The following is a 20940-nucleotide window of genomic DNA, read 5'->3' as shown; positions in this document are numbered from 1 at the left end:
TTTATACCCTGTCTTTTGCTATATCGTAATACATTAGTAATTGCTCGTCTTCCAGAAGAATGTTCTGGGGAATCATATCGCCAAGAATGACGATAGTTTTGAAATTTTTGAGTTCCCAACTATTTTTGAAACCTGCCCGTAGTGCTTCTACGCGAACCTCCTTGAGCTTTTTAGCTTTCGGTTGGTTAATGGCGGCAACATATCCATTGAATTCTTTCAGCAGCACTTTTAACCGCAAGGCTTCCCGGTCTTTTGCTTCATTTGGATCCGGTGTTCTCCAAGTTCCATCGGCCTCTTGAATAAAGTTTTCGTTGAGGATGTCTTTTAGCTCCGGTAGGGTGTCACCCTTTCGAAGAGACTGGGTAGCAATCCGAAAGTCGGGCATAATATCCTGGTATTTTTGAGCTCGTTTACGTAGTCGATCTTTTAGCCATTCAATCGCATCTGACTCGTTTGTGACTATTAAAGACAACTGTACAAATTGTGGAGCTTTTGCTTTTTTCTCATCGTACTCAGCTGCCTGTTGTTTCGTGAAGTACATCCCATCTCTTTCAACGAAACGCTGCTTTAGGCCATCTTGAAAGTTCCTTGCATCAATTGGGACAGGCATCCCCTTCATTAAATAGAAGGATATCAATCGGTCGTAAAGAATTTTTGCGCTTCTTTCCACAATAGAAGTTGTACTGCCTTCCTTAGTCAAATGTATCGGGAGATGATTCAAATGTTCATCGACAAAGTCCCATACTAAAACTTCCTGGGAGTTACTTGAAAACCTACCGACAAATTCTAAAGAAGGTTTATAACAACTAATAGCTAAGTCCTGTCGTACACCTGTAGCGGTGGTTATTGAACGCATTCCCCCCTGCTTTTTATCTATCGCAGCGACATTGGCAATAATAAAGCCGGCTTTTTGCAAAGCAGTCTGAATGCCGTTCCAAACAGCAGCGGATGTATTGCTAAACTCAATAGTCATCCATTTTCCTGGTTTCAAGAGGCGATAGTATTCCTGAAAACATTCGGTCATTAGTTCTTGATAATCTAGCAAGGATTTTCCCTGCTTCCTGTTCTGTATCGCCTCTTTTTTGTTATTTGTCCTCACCTTTAACCACGACTCCCACAGAAAGTTCAATTCAGAATACATGATATTAGCACCAAATGGAGGATCAGTGAAGATGTAATCTATAGAGGAATCTGGGATCGGTTGATGTGATGCTGAGGATATATAAACTACGTTTCCCGATGCATTAATGCACTGCTTGGCCTTAATAAAAGATTGAATCTTGTCCCCCACCTGTTCGATAATGGAGGTCTCAATAGGAATCGAAGGGATGTGTATGGTTCCTTTCATTATTCCAGCATTCCAACCACCCCCTCCATGGAAGAAATTCTTTACATGCATTCTATTCATTTTTGAGGACCTTTGTATCATACCCGTAAGGATAAATAATAGAGGCTGTTTATATTTTGAAGAGCTGATAATACTTAAATACTTGGCCAAAGCGATTAAATTGCGTTTGGTATAAAACTTATGCACGCAGTCAATACCCATTCTTAATGGCTCCGAGGTCTTTTCTCCTTCAGGTAGACTATCAAGAGGGTGCCAATCCAGTATTTTTTCATTTTCAATCCTATTTACTAATTCTATATCCTCGGCTGAAGCTTCTTTCAAGTAACCTTTCCCTCGGAATGTGTATTTTATTAGAACAGGTTTTGAAGATATTTTCCTACTGGCTGTCATTGTAAGGGAATCAAAAACAGTTTCCCACTTATAATCCAGACCCTTCTTTTCATGCACCGCGTTGCAAGACTTGCATTTGAATTTATCTAAAACCTCTTTAGCTAAGAAATCAACCGCGGAGTCCCAGAATACAATTTCTTCCCCGCAATTCGAACACAGAAATATATCGCTCCAAACAACATAATTAATTTGACCGATTTCGTTTTCCAAATGTTTGGTCTCATACATCCAGGCGCAGCTTGACTGTAATTCTGCAAGAGTTCTTTCTGCTTCATTTCTAAAGTCTTCTAATGGAAAACTCGTATTATAAACACTTGACAGGAAACTTGCAAGGGGAGACAAATCACTGCAAATGGCGTTTCTCCGTCCCCAAATGGGTGAGGAGCCAAACTGAAGTTTAAATTCCTGCTGGATTTGGTACTGTAATTCAGTCGCCGGACTTTCGCAAGTGTAGGCAGCAACACCAGTCATGCCAGTTCCGGCGAAGCCGTCTAAAACAATGTCTCCAGGCTGAGTGTAATGCAGTATGTACCTTGCAATCGCTGGATGGGGAACCTTAGTATGGTAGCTATGGGCGGTGTAAACCGGATTTTTCTTCCCTTCACTTACGTCACTTGCGTATGGTTCATCTACATGAAAGTCTCTGTGTCTCCCAGAAATATTTTCTTTCTCTTTTTCCCATTCATTGATAAAATCATTCAACCAAGGATTAGGGCATGCCGTGTAGTATGGTGGATCACTTAGGTTGATGATATCTTCATCTTCACCAATGGGAAAGCCTTCTATTTTTTTAAGCTCAGGTAATTTAATCCGTAGTTCATTCCGAAAGTATTCTCTGCGTTCGTCTTCTGATGTAAACTCTTTGCCGAGGCAAATTACTTTTCTATTCTCCATCTATAAAATTCATTAGTTCGGTGATTACAGCACCTTTTGATGTGGTGCGGTATTTTTTCCTTGGGCTGGTGGGGTTTCTAGGAATGGTCATGGCAACGTTTGCCATCGACCTTCTCAATTGATAGTTTAGGGTGATATGCAAACTGCAAAGATTATTGTCCCCCATCATCTTTCTCTGGATTTTCGGGAAGCAGATCCTGTGAATTAATATGCAGAGCCACGGGAGTTACTTAATTATAATTCTGACTTTGTTTCTTTCCTTGCCAGCACACAAACCATCAATGTAGCTGGTGAGCGTGTCGATTGCTTCCTGCGGCGTTAGTGGTTTGCTCAATTGCTTCCTCACGTCATCGATAGTAATTTCTACTTTATCGATTCCTTGGGAAAATTGGGCAATAAGGTTTCTTAGCCTTGGTGCATTCTCGACAGTTAACTCCACCGACCCGGTCCTAAAATCTACCACTAATTGCTTGTCGGTCGAATTCAGTATATCCATGTTTTCCTGTACGGAAGGATCCTTAAAAACGGAACGCATGGCAGAAGTCCATTTTTCCAGAATAGTGTCCAACTGCTCTTCAAGCTGATAAATATTGAACATTGGCTTTCCATAGTATTCGCGAGGATTGAAGTCGTGGTATGGCTCGGTCAATACTTGGGCTTTTGTTAGGAAAGCATCCGCCGGACGTAAGGAGGTGATACTGTTAACCAAATTTTGATATTCGGTAGCAGTGATAAATTCAGAATCTTTGATGACGTCGCAGATCCGTTTTTTATCACTGGCTAAAATCCGGGCTTTTGCTAAATCGTCTTTGTTAGACAGGCGGAATCGGGTGTATTGTTGTAAGTAATAATCCGCATATCTGTCAATCAATGAGTTCAGCAGTGCTTCATATTTTTTAGTATCGGAGTCGTTTGCAGAAGCAACTACTGCCGGCAAGTTATCGATTGCGGTTTTTATGTCGTCATATAACGGTCTTTCTTCATGGACGACATAAGATTGTGCAGTGTAGAGATAGCCTACCAATCGCTCAAATTTTTCAGCTTTATCCTTCAATTTATCTACCAGATCGCAATATTGCCACGCTTCAAAAGCAGACGTTAATTCATCCTCTGTAAATTTAAAGGCCTTAAGTTTGCCATAGGAATTGTAAGATTGAATGCTGTCTAGAATGCCGGCTAAATTGTCCAATTCGACCTTCATGTTAGCACTCATATCATCACTTAGTAAAGAAACATTTCTGCATTTAAGCCCCTGAGCGATGGTTGCCTTTGTTGTTACCGTTCTTTCTACTTTTGTCTTAGCTTCTGTAATAATCTTGGTGATAGTCTCTGGTTTTTCCAGTTCAGATGTATAATCGGGCAAACCTAAGCATGAAAACAATGCCTTTAGATGCTTTACCGGAATGCCTTGCGGCTGCTTAATGTGCTGGAAAGTAAAGTAGTCTTCATTCGAAAGCGTCAATACTGTGTCGATATTGGTTGCTGAAAGACTTTTATTCCCATGCCAGTTAACTTCAATATCTCCTTTATAAGCTAATGCCGCCAAAACGATGAATTCCAGCTGATAGTCAATATTGAAATCAACGGAGTACCACAGGTTAGCCGGTGCATAGTGAGCCCAAATTACTTCGGACCTATTCAATACTGCGCCGTCGCCCGCCTCTTTAATTTTCTTTTTAATACTCTCCGCATATTTACTGTTATCAGAGACAATTGCCTGGCCGCTCCATAGACCCAACCCACCCAAAATAGCTTCGCCATCCCGGTTCGGCTGGGAGGGAGTGGTGATCTTTTTCAGGGCAGCCTTAATACGCCCATCAAAATTCTCTTTGCTTAAGGGCTGTAATAAATCGGTGAATGCCGGATAATCCCGGTATTTATCGGTGAATGTTTTATTTAAAAGTTTCGCAGCGACATTGCGAAAAATCATTTCTTTCGTTGAGCCTTCACCTGGCAAAGAAAATGATTTTAGTGATTTTATTTCACCATTGTAAATCACTCTAGTCTTATCGACATACTCTTTGTCGAACATAGCAATTGCTCTACGCTGATACTCTTCAATCTGACTGCTAAACAATGCTTTTTGGTTGGTTGGAGCAGAGGCGTATTTCGCCTTAGCAGCGCCATAGAGGCAGATAGTGTCTTTAAAATCATTAGACAAGCCCGCAACATCGAAATAAACTTCATCAGCTTCATCATTTCTGTTAATCGAGTTGAATAGCGGACAGAAGAAAATATAGTATTGCTGAATAGGCTCGGTTGTGCTTCTTTCATTCGGGTTGCCAAAGAAAACATAGCCTAAACGGAAACTCTTTTTATCAATCCATTCTAGTGAATGTTGCCAGATCTTGAAGCCTGAGCGATAAGAATCCTGTTGGATTTCCAATACAAACTGCAAAAAGTCGAAGTAATATTGATCGGCCTGGTCGATATCTTTTTTAATAACCTCGTCTGCATAGTCACGGATGAGTTGAGGTACATTGATGCCGCCTTCCGTACGAATGTAAAAATCTGCACTAACGGGATCTTGATCAACGTATTGGCCCGCTGTTGCTGTTACCAATTGTTTTGCAGTGCTATCAATTGCAGCTAATAACAGTTCCGGTTCGTCCACATTTGATATAGTCGTGCATAAATCTTCTTTCAAACTGTGAGCACTTGCCCCATTCCTTTTGTCAAGATCATCGCACAAAATGCGGATAGCTAATGCCTGAACAATACTCTGACCAATGTCTTTCCGATTGGCTCGTGCACCAGTAAAATGATTTGCAACCCGTCCGGTAATAATATCGACCTTGTCTCTTACATTTCTAATGTCAGGAATTGTAAGCATAGCCGGATTACTGGCAAGATCATCCCAATACGTATCGTAAGTAATTAATCCTGGATTGTTTGATGGTACTTCCTTATCCAGGATATCATCAAACTTCGCACTTAGAACTTTTAATATTTCTCGCTGGCTTTTACCGTGTTTTATTTTCTCAAAGTAACTGACATAGTTAGGGTGGACAGGAAACAGGTCTACAAACTCGTTCAAGTTAGTATTGATCCCTTCGAATAGGTGAGCATACTGTAACAGATGTTCTCTTATCCTCGCTTTCTGGTGGATATCTTTCTTGAGTAATCGCTCCTTCACCACGTGGGAAACATCTTCTTTGGTAATGATTAAATCAGCGTATCTATCTTCGATTTTGTTGAGCATGTCTGCCTGAAACTGAAATTCAGGCGAGCGGTATAACAATTCTTGGACACCAAAAATGAGTTTGAATCTGGAGTTATCGCATGCCTCCCCAAGCTGTCTCAATAGCATCAAATCATTATGAAGCTCATTGGGTTTTCTACCTTTCAAGTATTCGAGTAGCTCATCGATCACCAATAGGAAGTGATGTTTAGGGAATTTTGCTTCGAATGACGCGATCATTTGTTGAATGAGTTCTTTCCAACTAAAGTGCGAATCTTCATCAAAAGCAAAGTCTACCCCTTCCTTACTTAGATATCTTTCTATCTGAGCAAACACAATATCTTTTAAAGGTTTGTCCGTTCCAATCTCAAATCGGAGAACTTTATAATGCCCTGCTATTGCTTCGAAATCCTTCTTTAATTCATCATTCTGCAAATGATCCAAAAGCTCAGCATTTTCAGCTATAGCAGAAACTAATGACATCAAGTGCGATTTCCCTGTTCCATAGCTACCTACGATCTGAATGCCTTTTGTTTCATACGTTGGCTCAGCTTTGAGATTCTTAATTATGACCTCCCGTACATCTTCCTGCATCTTATTAGAAAAAACAAAACTTTTGACAAGGGTTTCGGCAACGGACAGGTCAGCGGCAGTAACTAATTTCACGACCGTAGTTATCGGTTCGAATTGAATCAGCTCTTTATATTGCATAATGAAGTTTTTTTACGTGAAGATCGGACATGTCAAGGAAGTATAAATCTTCTTGGGCAGGCCAGAACAACCTATCACCATCTTTCAATCTATTCTCCCACAGAATTATTAGAGCGGATGTTTTCGAAAATTCTTTTAGTAATTGTTGCGCATCAAGGCGAAGTGTTGGTTCTAGAAGAATGCCTAGGTTGTAAATAAATAGCAAGTGAGTATTGGATGTTCGACATTGTTTTTTTTGTGAATCGAAAAGTTTCACTAAAAACTCTTGAACATCCAGCTGTAAATATCTAAATGAATTGAGCCGATTTATAAATAATGCAATCTCTTTACCGATATTTAGTGGAGTAAACCCTAGGTTTTCTATGTACTTAATTTCGTCTAAAATATTCGCATTACACTCCCTAACGTAAATCTTATGCCTGTCTCGGGAATTATAAACATCAAAAATTGAACATTCAATCATCGTCTAATCCCTTATTTAAGGGAATGTTTTATTTTATAAAAGTGAAGGTTTACTTAGAGACTAGAATTTGGCAAGCCTTTCATCTAAATGATATGTCTCTAATAACGTGTAAAAATAAATAAAAAGAATCGAGATTTACTCTGACGAATCGATCTTTTGTCCGAGCAGAAAAGGTTCATCCCGCGCTCTTACTGTAAAATTCATTGTTGGAGTATGTGTCGCTAGATTTAATCTCTTTTTCTTCCCTTATCTTTGCTATACCCATGTCGACCAGCACTTACATCCCCCTCAAGCAACTCCTCACCCAGGTTCAAAATACCATCCGGGAGCGTTTCCCTGCCTCCTATTGGGTAAAGGGAGAAGTGGCGGGTGTGCGGAAGATCGGCAGCCATGTCTATTTTGACCTGCTGGAGCTGGAGAAAGGCGCTAAAGTAGCGCAGATCCGGGCCTGTGCCTTTCTGGGGGAAGGAACGATGGCGATTGCGGGCTTTGAGAAGGTTACGGGACAGAAGTTCGCCGAAGGGATCAAGATCGGTGCTCGGGTGACGGTGAATTACCACCCGGTGTACGGGCTGAGCTTGGTGCTGTGTGAGATCGATGCCGAGCTGACGCTGGGAGGTATTGAGCTGCAACGGAAGGAGACGCTGCAGAAGCTGCTGGCGGAGCATCCCCGGGTGATCCAGTTTCAGAACGGTGCTTTTATGACGCCGAATAAGCGGCTGCCCCTGCCACGGGTGATCCAGCGCATTGCCCTGATTACTTCTGCCAGCTCGGATGCGTATTCTGATTTTATGCATGGGCTGCAGAGCAATGAGCAGGGCTACCAGTTCAAGGTAGATCTGTTTAATGTGCTGGTGCAGGGTTATGGAGCGCAGTCCTCACTTTACGATGCCTTTAGCAAGGTCCGCATTTCAAAGATCCCTTACGATGCTGTGGTGCTTACCCGCGGTGGTGGTGCTCCGGCCGACTTTCTTCCTTTTGACGACTATCACCTGAGTCTGGCCCTGGCGCAGTTTCCGGTGCCGGTGATCACGGGTATTGGTCACCATATGAACCAGGGGATCTGTGATTTCTTTGCCCGGGTACATACCAAGACACCGAGTATTGCTGCGCAGTTTATCATCGATCATAATTATAGCTTTGAGAAGCAGCTGAAGCAGCTGGGGGCTGGGATCCAGAAGAATGGGCAGGAACTCTTGTCGCGGTGCAGCCGGAACCTGCATGTGCTGCAGGAGGGCCTGATGCGTTCGGTACGGGAGGAGCTGAAGCGGCGGGGGCAATCGCTGGAACGGAAGTCGGAAGTAATCAAAGTGGCTGCGCTGACTTTGCTGCGAGCGTCGGGACAGGATTTAAAGTCGCGGCAGTTTGTGTTGAACACGAAAGCACGAGCGATCTTGCATCGGCATGAGAAGGAAGTGCAGGAAAAGGTGATCCGGATGGGGTTTCGGGTGCAGCAGCTATTAAAAGAGGAAAAGCAAAAAGTGGGGTCGCTGCAGTCGGGTTTATCGGCTTCCCTCCCACGTTTATTGGCTAACCGGAAGCGGGAGCTGGAGCGATTGGGTGAAGGGATTGCGGCGGCGAGTCCGGAGAAGATATTGAAAAGGGGCTTTGCAGTATTGAAGAAGGATGGGAAGATTGTAGGAGCCGGAGAAGAGCTGAAAGCGGGAGAAGTGGTTCAGGTGATCAGACATAACGAGATGATAGAGACAGAGGTTAAACGAACAGAACGAAGTAATGGAAGAGAATTTAAGTTATGAGGCTGCGTATAAGGAATTAGAGCAGATCTATCAGGATATTAATAATGAGGAGGTGTCGATTGATGAGCTGGCGGAGAAGGTGAAGAGGGCGTCGGTGTTGATAGGGTTTTGTCAGAGGAAGTTGAGGGGGACGGAAGAGGAGATTGAAGGGATTTTGAGAGAAGGGTAACTTGTGCCCTCATGGCCGGGCAGGCCTAGTCCTTTTCTCTTGAAAGAAAAGGACCAAAAGTTCAAGGACTTCCGAAGGTGCCTTTTCGCTCAAGGCAGCCGCACAGTTCCTGGATCAGCGCACGAGGGCTGCGCCTGCTTGGCCCTAAACGCACGAGGCTTAGGCTTCAGCCAACCAGCCAATGCCCTCCTCCATTGCTCAAACCCTGCTGATCCAGGAACTTTTGCCGGCACTGAGGGAAGTCCGACCCTCCGGATCAACGCTACTACTAGTACCATTGTCTTTTTCACCCTAGCACATTTTATCATGGGTAGTACGGTTAGCTTGGTTGATAACTTGCAGTTCCGTTGATCAATGGGACCGCCGTCCCGTGAGTTCCGGGAAAAATTTGCGCATCAGCTGGCTTGTGTTTTGGGATAGGGCCTTGGCTGGTTGTCTGAAGCGAAGGTTTGCGCGTTACAGGGGACAACCAGGTGCAGCCCCGAGCTGATGTGCAAATTTGTGCGGCTGCCTGTGCGGCAAAGGAACATTCGGGAAGGCTTGACTTTTTTGTTTCTTTTTGTGTCAAGACAAAAAGAAAAAAGAATCCCAAAGGTGCCTTTTCGCTCATGGCAGCCGCACAGTTCCTGCATCAGCACCCGAGGGCTGTGCCTGCTTGGCCCTAAACGCACAAGGCTTAGGCTTCAGCCAAGCAGCCAATGCCCTCTTCCATTTCTCAAAGCCTACTGATCCAGCAACTTTTGCCGGCACTGAGGGAAGTCCGGGCCCTCAGGATCAACGATAGTGCAATTTGAGTTACTTGGAGGGGTAGTGCTCTGATAGAAGCGATAAGATGCATTAAAAATGCATTTCTAACTACACCCTCGTTGCAAACTGGCGCGTTCAGTGCTCCTTATAAAACCTCCTATCCCAGACACAAATGACTACTAATAGCTATTTCAACTTACTCCCTCCTGTACCGACCTTTATAAGATCTTATGACAGTAAGCAAATTGATAACTAGACTTTTACCTCAAGCATCAGCATAAGGCAACTATCGTTTTACAAACGCAACCAAACTTAAATGGAAGATTACTACTGGGAACTGAAAGAAGCAATGGACGACGATAAACTCGTCGTTTTCTGCGGAGCCGGCACCTCCCAGTATCTCGGCCTGCCCTCCTGGAAAGACCTAACCCTGAATATCGTACAGAAAACCAAGCGGTATAGCCGGCAGTACAGGTGTTTGGAAGACCTGCTGCGGAATGACACAATCAGTCCGCTATTTATTCTTGATCTTCTGGAAGACGATTATAGGAGCCTGATCGTCAAAGAGCTGTCAGACCGGATCAAACTGGACAGAAAACAAGACTTCGAACGGCAGAAGAAGATTCTTAAAATAACAGAAAGGGTAATTACATCAAATTACGACAAAGCCTTCGAATACGCGTCGGACTCGCCAAATGTTATTATGAACGATGGTAAGTTTAAACTGGCACGGATAGCAGATAATAAAAAATTCATCTTCAAAATTCACGGGGATATTGATAACCCCGAGGACTGTATCCTCTTTACCAGGCAGTACGAGGAGTTATATCGGGACAGCGCTTTTCTTTTAGGCCTCAAAATGCTCTTCATTCAGAAGACGATCCTCTTCATCGGCTTCAGTTTGAATGATCCCTATATTGAGCACATTATCAATTCGATCACTCAGACCTTTGGTGCTTTCAACAGAAGGCATTTTATTGTTACCACCGATAAAAAGTTCGACACCTATCGGTTTAAAAAGGTGGTTAAACCAATCCTGCTTCGTCGCTACTCGGAGTTGGACGTCTTTCTGAACACCCTTATTAGTTTAAAGAATCAGGGGGTGCAGTCGCTGGACTCGGTTCACAATCTTAAAAATTCCCCCGCAAATTTTAGCATTTGGGATAAAAGGCAGCTGGAAGACATCATCCAACTCATCCTAAATCTGCAACCGGTGACGGTGATCCTGGGACCTTCGGGCTCGGGGAAAACAAGTCTGGCACAGGAAGTGGCTTATCTCTGTTTGGGGAGGTCGAGCATTGAAGTCAGAAATCCTATTCGATTCGAATATGTGGTCTGGATCTCAACGTGCGATTTCACAGATCCCAATAAAATACTAAATGCGGTGTTTGACGAGATTGGAAGGGTCACAGGATATCTTCGGATAACCTTTATAAATGAGAGTGAAATTAAAGCAAAAGAGTATGCAGTAAACAAAATCCTGGCTGATCTGCCGGTGCTGATCATTATTGACAATTTTGACCTGCACAAAAACGAGCCCCTAAGCCGGTGGATCCAGCAGATCGCACCGCCCAGCGAAGTACTTTTAACCAGCCAGGTACCGCCGAACTTCAAACATAATCCCTATCCGCTGAAAGGGTTCAGTGAGGAAACCTTTCGAAAAATCCTGGTTCAGGAATTGAAGTTCAGCGAAGTTAACTTCACACCAGATGAAAGGACATTGAAATCGTTGTTCACGATCTCGTCAGGGAATCCGCAGGTCATACTCCTCATTATCGGTCTATTAAGACACAGGAACTCGATTAAGGTTCCCAATGATCAGAAGCGGGATCTTCGTTCTACCTTCAGGCTGCTCTACAATATATCCTACGATGCGTTAGAGAAGTCGAGAGCACTGTTGTCCTACATTTCCTTACTTACTCAAAAAAACGGTATTCCACGGGAAGCGCTTAAGGAGGTATGCGGATGGGATTGGAAGGATTTCAACGATGCTTTAAAAGAACTGGCAGACTGGAACCTCCTGGTGATTGACCAACACGATAAGTATTGCCAGATACACCCAACCCTTATCACCTTCCTTGCTGAAAAGGCAAAAGAAGGACATGAAGGTGCGCCCATGGGCGAGCAAACGGAAGCACAAAGTGAGATTAAAATAAAGTTTATCAACTATTATCTAAAGCTCGTCAAAAAAATTATTAAACGGGAGTTCCCCGATGAAACCTACTGGAATAGTCTGGTATCTCCATCCATGGACCTTTTAGACGATCACTGGAGCTTTGTTGAGCAAGCAATAAAATGGACTATGGAAATTCCCGAAGCGGCAGATCATCTCTGCAAGCTGGCGAACTACCTGGTGCATTATATGGATAGCCGGTTTTACAATTCCTTCCGTATCGAGATGATCTTAGCAGCAATAGAGGCATGTAAGAGCAAACGAAGATACTTTCAGGAGGCACTGTTTAAGATTGACGCGCTCGGCTGGACCTGCGTAGAAGAAGACGAACTAGATAAGGCGGAAGCCTATATACTGGAGGGGAAGCAACTACTCGAAGCTCACTGCCAGACTGACCCGGGGAAGAATGATCTGGAAGCACTTTCCTGCGCCTGGCTGGCTCGGGTGGAAATAGAACGACCGAATTGGAAATGCAGTAAGGCCAAAGAATTTATTGAAAAGGCTTTAGACAAGAAAAGTAGCTGTGAACCCTGGATTTTGTACCGGATTTATATGGTTGCTGGAGATGTATGCTACAAGACAAATGATATTTCCGGCTGCCTGAGCCATTACCGCGATGCAAAAACTGAGATAAATAACTATGGAGGCGAAGGGGGCAATTACCAGATCAATCCTCGCCTCGGCCTGGCGTACCTGCGGGTGGGAACGGAAAGAGCGCTAACTGAAGCAGCTAAAATATTCGAGGCGGTGAGGCAAAATAATAAGATTTTGATTGGGAGACTGTATGGGGAATATGGACTGGCCCTGGTTGCTTACCAAAGGGGGAATAAGGAAGAAGCAAAAGAGCAGGTACTAAGGGTAGAAGAAGAAATTTGCAAACGGAGCCCCAAAAACCTGCTTCTGAAACTTATCCGGCAGTATAAAGCGGAGCACTTTAACTAAAGCGACTGTAGATGCTCTTGATCTTTTATCTGGGAGCAAGTGATTGTTAGGCTATTAAACAGCGTGAAATAAGTTGGAAAAACTTTAAACACTGATTTGTAAGGAGGGCATCCTGACAGTGCCAGAGGCAGCTATTTCTCCTGAAATAAATTCGGGATAACTACTATAGCAGCATAGGATTATTTTGGCCCTCTTGCACAATTACTTTAAAAGAGAAGAAAAAGTCGACCCTTTAACGAAATTTTTTTTCTAAATTTATCCAACTGAAACCAGGTATGACACCTAACACAATCGCCCCATGACCAATCCCAATCTTATCCTTTCCGCGGGTCCTGTAGCCGCAGCCGAGTTTAATCAGTATCTGAGCACTTCCAATAAAGTATACCTTCTGATTTTGGGGAATAGTCCAATGCACCAAAGCTTAATGACAGAAGCCTTAAAACAGGCTTGGAACTGGCGCTGGGTAATAACTGCACCCGATCCTACTCCACTTTACCCAAAGCTGTTGTCTATGCCTTTGAGCGACGGGGTTGCCGGAATAACAAGTCCATGGCCCTCTGGAATCCTAGCCCTGAGCATTACCTCTGGAGGATCCATTGCCTATATCGTCACTAATACCAACCCTGCCGAGATCGACGCCGCCTTTATGCTTGCCGAAACGAACTAGATATGAAGAAACATATTTTCACAGTGATCCTATGTTTGAACGGCCTCCTAATATATTCGCAGGAAAAGCCGGTACTTAGGATCAAAGAAACCACCTCGAATGGTAAGGATATCGATCACGAACCAAACTACCGTGTGGTAGATCCTAATAGTATCCTTACCATCCAACTCGACCGAGAGCAGCTCTATTCCCGTATGGCAGATACCACTGCTCACAAAGAACTAACAGAAAGGCTCCGAAAACTGAGAATGATGCTAGAGAAGGAGGTAGAAGCATTGCAGACGCTGGCGCGAGCGATAGAAGAATTTGATAAAGGCCAGAAAACTGACCTAAGATGGCAACAGTCGCTGAAAAAACTCGCCCCTTATACCAATCTTATTTTAAGAGATCCACAGGGAATGAAGGCTTACACACTTGTTCGTGGAGCGGGAGTTGATAATATAAATGACCAATACGCGCTTCTTTTCAAGGCTGCACGTCTAATGGTAGAGACACTGGAAGACGAACTAAAGGCGGAACTGAAAGCAAACGGCTCCTACGTTCAACTTGGCGCCTGGATAGAGACTAAACAAGGGCAAAGGGCTCTCCATATTCCCGGATTTGATGATATCGCTCCACAAAAACCGTATCAGGTGGCCCAGTTCATATACCTCCTTCCCGAGGAGCAACAACAAGAGATGAAGGCGATTGCGCAGCTGGCAAGTGTAGCAAACCGTGAGGGACTGGGAGCAGCGCTGAATACGAGAAACGCAATCAGAGAGCTGCTGCTATCGGCATTAGACACTAAAACGGCTCAAAACCTTCAAACACTCGAGGCAAGCCTCAGTAGTATTCTGGACCGGGCCTCGCAAGATTTAGGTGGCGCAAAAGCCGCTCTTGAAAAGTCTCAAGGTGAGCTGCTATTATACAACTCCTTCATCGAAGCAACCGTCGAAAAATACAAGCAACCTTTCAGTGGCGCATCTGATGCCCACCTGGTTGAGTTTAATGCAGATGTAGCAGAGTTAAGGACCAAAACAGAACAGCTTTACGAAAACCTTACTTCAAATGCGGCATTGGTGGATCAACAGCTAAAAACTGTGAAGGGCGGCCTTCAGGCTGATGTAGAGAAGCTTTCGGAGGATCTAAAACAATTAAGCAGGGGATTCAAGGAAGAGCTGGGTGTTGCCGAGAACAGGATCAGGAATGCCGTTGAGGTGCTTGTGCACGGTGAAGCCTTTCGCACGGAGGCTTATCAGTTTTCGCAGGAGGTAAAAAAGATGACCCTCGACCGGCTTCCGGAATCGGGTACGCTAAACCTGGAAACCAGCGGTGAAAGAGATTTGGGAGACGCCCTTGTCATTAGAATTGCCTATGGCAAAGGCAGTTCCGCCCTCCGTGATCTCCAAACACTAAGATACCGCCTGTACTTCTGCTCTGCTTATGTCCGCACGGCAGTTAGCTTTCTATTCCTCGACCCGGTTCCCTTACTGGAGCGGTCAGACAACAAAGCCTTGTTTCAGTACGCGCCCTCTTACAGCATCCTGTTGAAAGGCATCTGGAAAAACAGAGAAAACTCAAGGAAATCCCTTAGCTATCATACCTTTTTCTCGCCAGGCCTTGGTCTAAATATCTCCAGCCTAGACTTTGACGGCAATGGAGCGATGGAGATCGGCATGGGTGGAACCTTCTCTATATTTCAGGATTTTCTCCAACTAGGCTACGGCAGCAATTTGTTTTCAGGACGCGGCTACTCCTTTTTTGGCCTGAGAATTCCTGTAGGTGGTTTTGCTATCAGGTAGTGTTTGGCTTTGCTAAGCAGGAGCTTGAACCAAGACCTGTACTATAAAGAGTCGTCGAAGTGATGGCCAGTTGAAAGATTAGTACCTTAATTGAAACAATAAGATGGATTGAAAATGCACTTCTCGCTACACTCCGGCGGCAGACGAGGCGATGAGCACGAGGCTGATGATACTTATAAAGCTACTACTCCGGAAGTTTTGCAGTGCTGCTGACTAGTCCCCTTCCAACTTTTCTTGTCAAAAAGTTGGGCAAAACTTAGCGAAGCGATCTCTTTCGGGCTATTAAAAATCAAATCAAATCCTGAAAAGCTCAAGGACTTCCCAAGGTGCCTTTGGTTCTTGTCACTTTTATTCGTCTGATTATTCGTTTTCATTGGCACTCATGAACTCCCTTCGGTCGGTTCTCTTGAAAGAAAAGTAACCAAAAGTTCAAGGACTTCCCAAGGTGCCTTTTTCGCACGAGTCAACCGCACAGTTCTGCCAGCAGCGCACAGGGCTGGGCTGCTTTGCCCCGATACTCATATCCCTCGCTTCGCAACCAGCTAATGCCCTTTTCCGTTGCACAGGGCCTGCTGCTGCCAGAACTTTTTCCGGCACTGAGGGAAGTCCGGGCCTCCGGATCAACGATAGTGCGATTTCAGTTACATCCAAAAAGGCCTGTTTGAAAAACATACGTTTGCAGCGGGTAGAAAGGTCGTTCGAAGGACGCGGGTGAGGCGACAAAAATGCGGGCCAGAGCGGGCCTTGCGGGCTGAAGCTTATTTTTGTCTTGATTTTTTGGTTCCTTTTTTATCAAGAAAAAAGGAACTAGGCCTGCCCGGCTATGAGGGCACTCCCAAGGTGCCTTTTCGCTCATGGCAGCCTCACAGTTCCTGGATCAGCGCTCGAGGGAAGTCCAGGCCCTCCGGATCAACGATAGTGCGACTAGAGCAATTGATACAAGCAAGGAAGTAAAAAAGCTGTTAAGCGGATAATTGAAGTACTCAAAATCAAGGGTAGTACCGGTTAGCTAGTTTAACCCCACAGTTATGCCCGCTCTCCGACAAGGAACGCTAGCTTCTCTCCCAATAGAACAATGGCCGGACCTTCTGCCATTGTTCTAAAACACTGCGAGCTTTAAAATGGTTGTGCTTGATAATTGTTTGAAGATAAAATCTGCTAAAAAAGGAGAAAGATGCGATATGGCTATGCGGCACTTAATTTGACCCTGGCTGCTGAAAAAGTACAGGTGAACAGGGCGATGATTAAAAAGACTTTCCTTGAAAAAGGAATCGCTTATGCTTCCAGCCATGCCCTGGCGAATGTCCGTGACCTGGAAAAGGTGCTCGAATGGAATCTAAAGCATCGCCTCCGATTTTATCGGATGAGTTCCGACATGTTTCCCTGGATGAGCGAATATGAGATAAGTGATCTTCCGGATTATGAGCAGATCAAAATCGTATTGCAAAGAGCTGGAACTAAGGCAAGAAATAACGACATCAGGCTTAGCTTTCATCCGGGTCCATTTAACGTACTTGCTACTAATACTCCCAGCGTCCTCACGAAGACGATTAAAGAACTGCGACAGCACGCTGAAATTATGGACCTGATGGGTCTTCCACAAAGCCCTTTTGCCAAAATTAACATTCATGTTGGCGGCGCTTTCGGTGATAAGAATACAGCGCTGGCTAGATTTGCCGAAAGCTATACAGCCTTGCCTGATTCTATCCGGGCACGTCTCACGGTAGAGAACGATGATAAAGCGAATATGTTCAATATCAGGGACTTGCTGTGGTTGCACCAGCAAATAGGTATCCCCCTTGTATTTGACTACTTCCATCACCAATTCTGCAGCGGAGACATGACTGAGGAAGAGGCATTTTCTGCAGCCATTGAAACCTGGCCTGCTGACATTACTCCTGTAGTCCATTTTTCCAGCTCCCGAAAGCGTTTTGAAGACCCTACTGCTGCCGCAACTGCACATGCAGACTTCCTGTATAGTCGTGTAAATACCTATGGCGCTGAGGTCGACATTATGTTTGAAGCCAAAGCGAAGGAAACAGCAGTGCTAAAATACCTGGCTGATTATCGATTAAAAGCACTATGAAAAAGAAAAGACTATTCCTTTTGGATGTGATGCCCCTCCTCTACCGGGCGCATTTCGCCACAATGGGAAAACGTTTCGGCACCAGTACCGGAATTGACACAAGAACGAGCCTTGTATTTTTCAATTACATCTTCCAAATTCTACTGGAGGAAAAGCCGGATGCGCTGGCAGCAGCTCTAGACTCAAAGTCTAAGGACCGCCTGGACTTATCGGACGACTATAAAGCAAACCGGGAAAAAATGCCCTCTGAAATCGCCGAGGCATTCCCTTATGCTTTGCGATTGCTCGAGTATTTGCAGATTCCTGTTCTTAAAGTGGATGGCCTGGAAGCCGACGACATACTCGCTTCGCTTGCCCTAAGATCTCAAAAAGAAAACTATTCAGTTTATATCGTCAGTCCCGATAAGGATTTTGCCCAATTAGTGAACGAAAATGTTTTTCTTTTCAGGCCCGCTTATAAAGGGGCTGTGATGGAGACGCTCGATACCGAGGGCGTGCGGGGAAAGTTCGGTGTAGACCCTTCTCAGATTACCGACTTTCTTGCCCTTCGCGGCGACAGCGCAGATAATATTGCCGGCATAAAAGGAATTGGTGATAAAACAGCAGCTAGTTTGCTCGCTCAGTTCAAAAACATTGAACATATCATTGAGGAAGCGGAAAAGATCAGGCAACCGAAGATTCGTGAATCTATACTCGAATCGCAGGAGCAATTGATGCAAAATAAACAGCTGGTCAGTTTAGCGGACAAGTTGCCTTTTGAGGTGGAACCGGCAAGCTTAATCCGAAAGCCGGCCATGGAACCGGAGCTCCTTCAACTTTTAGAGGAATTAGAGTTTGTTCGAATCAAAGAACGAATACTAAAAGCCGGGCTCATTAAGCAGGAAAGCGCCAGTGCCGCTTCATCTTCCAGGATAGCGCTTAAGATGGAAAAAGCATCCCTGGAGGACTGTATTGAATCTATCTCTAAAGCAAAGCAAATAGCGCTGGCATTTCAGCCTGACGTTAGCAAAAGTATCTTCTTTCATTTTGATGCAAAGGAAGCAGTAGAACTGCAAATCGCCGATCGGATGCAATGGAGAGAACTTTTGACAGAACTTGACAAAAGCGAGGCAGAAGTATATGGTTGGTTTCTGAAGCCGCTGCTAAAAAAAATCATGACGATGGACCTTCAGCCTCCCGGCAAGTGGAAAGACCTTTCTCTGGCTGCCTACCTTTTAGCTCCTGATGCCAAAATTGAATGGGAATACCTGAAGGAAAAGTATCAGCTTTCTGAATACGAATTGCTTGGTCCTTATCAGCAGCTTAGTTATCTACCTGCGCTTAGCCAACTTGCTGAAAAGATTGAACAAGAACTCGACCGGCTTGATCTTCGGCCCTTATATGAAAACATTGAGCTACCCTTGCAAAAGGTGATTGCCGGAATGGAGATTAGCGGTATTCGCATAGACGAGCCGGCCCTCGCTGAAATCGAAGAACTACTTTCCGTTCAACTACAGGAGCTGGAGAAAGAGATTTTTGAACTAGCAGGCTCTCGTTTCAATTTAGGTTCGCCTTCGCAAACCGCCACTGTCTTGCGAACGATAGTGGAAGCATCGGAATTGAAAAAAACCAAGACAGGTCAAATATCCACGGCAGAACCTTTTTTAATTGATCTTGCACCCAAATATCCTTTTGTGGCCAAACTCCTCGAGCACCGGAAGTTGAGCAAGATTATTAATACTTACGTGCAGGCTCTTCCGCGCTATGTGAACCCTGAAACTAACAAGATCCACCCCAACTTCCAACAGATCGTGGCCGGTACCGGACGCTTAAGTTGTACCGAACCGAATCTTCAAAATCTGCCTGTCAAAAGCGAGGCTGGGCGGGAGGTCAGACGAGCCATTATCCCCTCAGGCGAGGAAAGAAGTATTTTAAGCATCGATTACAACCAGATAGAGCTTAGGCTGTTAGCAACATTGAGTGAAGATGAATTTTTAGTTGAAGCATTTCGAGCTGATAAGGATATTCATACCATCACTGCCTGCAGGATTTTTAAAGTGGAGGAAAGTGCAGTAAATAAAAATATGCGAAACAAGGCTAAGAGCGTAAACTTTGGAATTGCTTATGGGATGACGCCCTGGGGACTTGCAAGCAGACTCAAAATCTCACAACGGGAAGCGAAAGAAATTATCGATGCCTATTTTGAAGAATTCAGCTCGGTTAAAAGCTATTTGGAACGATCAATCGAAGAAAGTCGGGAGCGCGGCTTTTCACGTACGCGCTACGGAAGAATACGATACATCGAGGGGATCGATTCCCGCAACGGAACAACTCGGAAGATGGCTGAACGCATTGCCGTAAATGCCCCCCTTCAGGGCTTAGCTGCCGATATTATCAAGGAAGCGATGGTAAAGGTGGATGAGTATATTTCCAGAAAGGCGCTCAAAACGAGGCTTATCCTGCAGGTGCATGACGAGTTGGTGTTTGACGCAGTAGACGCCGAACTCCCCGACATCGTGCCGGCAATCCAAAGCATTATGGAAAACACGGCTAAATTCATTGTGCCCCTAAAGGTGGGAATTACCGCTGGGAAGAACTGGTTGGAGCAAGAACCCTACAAGCTTTAAATGCGAAAAGCTATTTTAAGGTGTCGTAATTGTGGCCGTCGCGATAAGCGGGTTACGCCCCAAATAATTCATATGTTGACGCAGGCGTGTTGTGTGTGCTTACAGCTATTGAATTTCTAATAGGCCTTTGCCTCCAGAATAGTCAATCGCGCTATTTAGCAGTTATCCGACAACTTTTTCGAATCGTTAGTTTTCTTTCGGCACTCATGAGCTCCCTACGGTCGGTTCTCTTGACAAAAAATTGCGCAAAACTTAGCAAAGCGTTTTCTTTCAGGCCATTAAAAATCAAGTCAAACACTGAAAAACTTAAGGACTTCCCAAGGTGCCTTTTTTCCTCCAACTTTTTCTTGACAAAAAGTTGGGCAAAACTTAGCGAAGCGTTTTCTTTCAGGCCATTAAAAATCAAATCAAACACTGAAAAACTTAAGGACTTCCCAAGGTGCCTTTTTTCCTCCAACTTTTTCTTGACAAAAAGTTGGGCAAAAGTCAAGGACTTCCCAAGGTGCCTTTTCGCGCAAGTCAGCCGCACAGTTCCTGCATCAGCGCGCGAGGGCTGCGCCTGCTTGGCCCTAACCGCACAAGCCTTGAGCTTCAGCCAACCAGCCAATGCCCTCTTCCATTGCTCAAACCCTGCTGATCCAGGAACTTTTGCCGGCACTGAGGGAAGTCCGGGCCCTCCGGATCAACGGTAGTACTAAATATCATCGTCCCTTCAACCATGGTACCTTTTATCAAGGGTAGTACCCGGTTAGCTAAGTTGAAAACTTGCAGTTCCGTTGATCAATGGGACCGCCGTCCCGTAAGTTCCGGGAAAAATTGCGCATCGGCTGACTTTGCGCGGGAGGATGGGGCATTGGCTGGTTGTCTGAAGTGAAGGTTTGCGCGTTTCAGGGGACAAGCAGACGCAGCCCCGAGCTGATGAGCAAATTTGTGCGGTTGGTATGTGCGGCCAAGGAACATTCGGGAAGGCTTGACGTTATTCACAAATTTATTTGTTATTTAATGGTGTTCATGGTCTCGCTTTG

The 20940-nt window shown here is 44.8% G+C and carries 11 protein-coding genes; 7 read left to right on the top strand and 4 right to left on the bottom strand.

All coding sequences use genetic code 11. From position 1 onward, the window contains the following. Window position 1: 1 nt before the first annotated feature. Complete coding sequence (locus J4N23_RS00520) at window positions 2-2632, bottom strand: DNA methyltransferase (RefSeq protein WP_207425050.1); 2631 nt, start codon at window positions 2630-2632, stop codon at window positions 2-4. A 226-nt stretch (window positions 2633-2858) separates the two neighbouring features. Then, window positions 2859-6524 carry a DUF6079 family protein gene (locus J4N23_RS00515; RefSeq protein ID WP_207425049.1) on the bottom strand — a complete coding sequence of 1222 codons (3666 nt, stop codon included), beginning with the start codon at window positions 6522-6524 and terminating at the stop codon, window positions 2859-2861. Between the two features lie 678 nt (window positions 6525-7202). Here J4N23_RS00515 and xseA point away from each other — a divergent pair. The 5 genes from xseA to J4N23_RS00490 all read left to right on the top strand — a co-directional run bounded on the left by xseA (window position 7203) and on the right by J4N23_RS00490 (window position 15223). Beyond that, window positions 7203-8744: an exodeoxyribonuclease VII large subunit gene (xseA, locus tag J4N23_RS00510; RefSeq protein WP_207425048.1), complete on the top strand. Its 1542-nt coding sequence runs from the start codon at window positions 7203-7205 to the stop codon at window positions 8742-8744. Continuing rightward, window positions 8722-8913, top strand: a complete 192-nt coding sequence (gene xseB / locus J4N23_RS00505; RefSeq protein WP_207425047.1) for an exodeoxyribonuclease VII small subunit — start codon at window positions 8722-8724, stop codon at window positions 8911-8913. The genes xseA and xseB overlap by 23 nt, the downstream gene beginning before the upstream one ends. A 1063-nt stretch (window positions 8914-9976) precedes the next feature. Then, entirely contained in the window at window positions 9977-12775 is a 2799-nt protein-coding gene (locus J4N23_RS00500) for an SIR2 family protein (RefSeq protein WP_207425046.1), read from the top strand. Window positions 12776-13073: 298 nt separating this feature from the next. Further along, a complete protein-coding gene (locus tag J4N23_RS00495) occupies window positions 13074-13442 on the top strand; it encodes a hypothetical protein (protein WP_207425045.1) in 369 nt (122 codons plus the stop codon). Between the two features lie 2 nt (window positions 13443-13444). Beyond that, window positions 13445-15223 carry a hypothetical protein gene (locus tag J4N23_RS00490; RefSeq protein ID WP_207425044.1) on the top strand — a complete coding sequence of 593 codons (1779 nt, stop codon included), beginning with the start codon at window positions 13445-13447 and terminating at the stop codon, window positions 15221-15223. Between the two features lie 173 nt (window positions 15224-15396). Here J4N23_RS00490 and J4N23_RS00485 read toward each other — a convergent pair whose 3' ends face one another. Then, window positions 15397-15597, bottom strand: a complete 201-nt coding sequence (locus J4N23_RS00485; protein ID WP_207425043.1) for a hypothetical protein — start codon at window positions 15595-15597, stop codon at window positions 15397-15399. An 800-nt stretch (window positions 15598-16397) separates the two neighbouring features. On the opposite strand from J4N23_RS00485, the gene uvsE reads away from it, so the two are divergent. Both uvsE and polA read left to right on the top strand, forming a co-directional pair. After that, window positions 16398-17309 (top strand): UV DNA damage repair endonuclease UvsE, encoded by a 912-nt coding sequence (gene uvsE, locus J4N23_RS00480; RefSeq protein WP_207425042.1) that lies wholly within the window; start codon window positions 16398-16400, stop codon window positions 17307-17309. Beyond that, on the top strand, window positions 17306-19915 hold the full coding sequence (polA, locus tag J4N23_RS00475; RefSeq protein ID WP_207425041.1) for a DNA polymerase I: 2610 nt from the start codon (window positions 17306-17308) through the stop codon (window positions 19913-19915). The genes uvsE and polA overlap by 4 nt, the downstream gene beginning before the upstream one ends. Window positions 19916-20506: 591 nt before the next feature. Here polA and J4N23_RS00470 read toward each other — a convergent pair. Further along, window positions 20507-20650, bottom strand: coding sequence for a hypothetical protein (locus tag J4N23_RS00470; RefSeq protein ID WP_207425040.1), 144 nt, complete (start codon window positions 20648-20650; stop codon window positions 20507-20509). Window positions 20651-20940: the final 290 nt, after the last annotated feature.

This window comes from Pedobacter sp. SYSU D00535 (assembly GCF_017355855.1).
Lineage (GTDB): Bacteria > Bacteroidota > Bacteroidia > Sphingobacteriales > Sphingobacteriaceae > Desertivirga.
The sequence above is the reverse complement of the archived record's forward strand: the minus strand, read 5'-3'. Positions and strand labels throughout refer to the sequence as shown.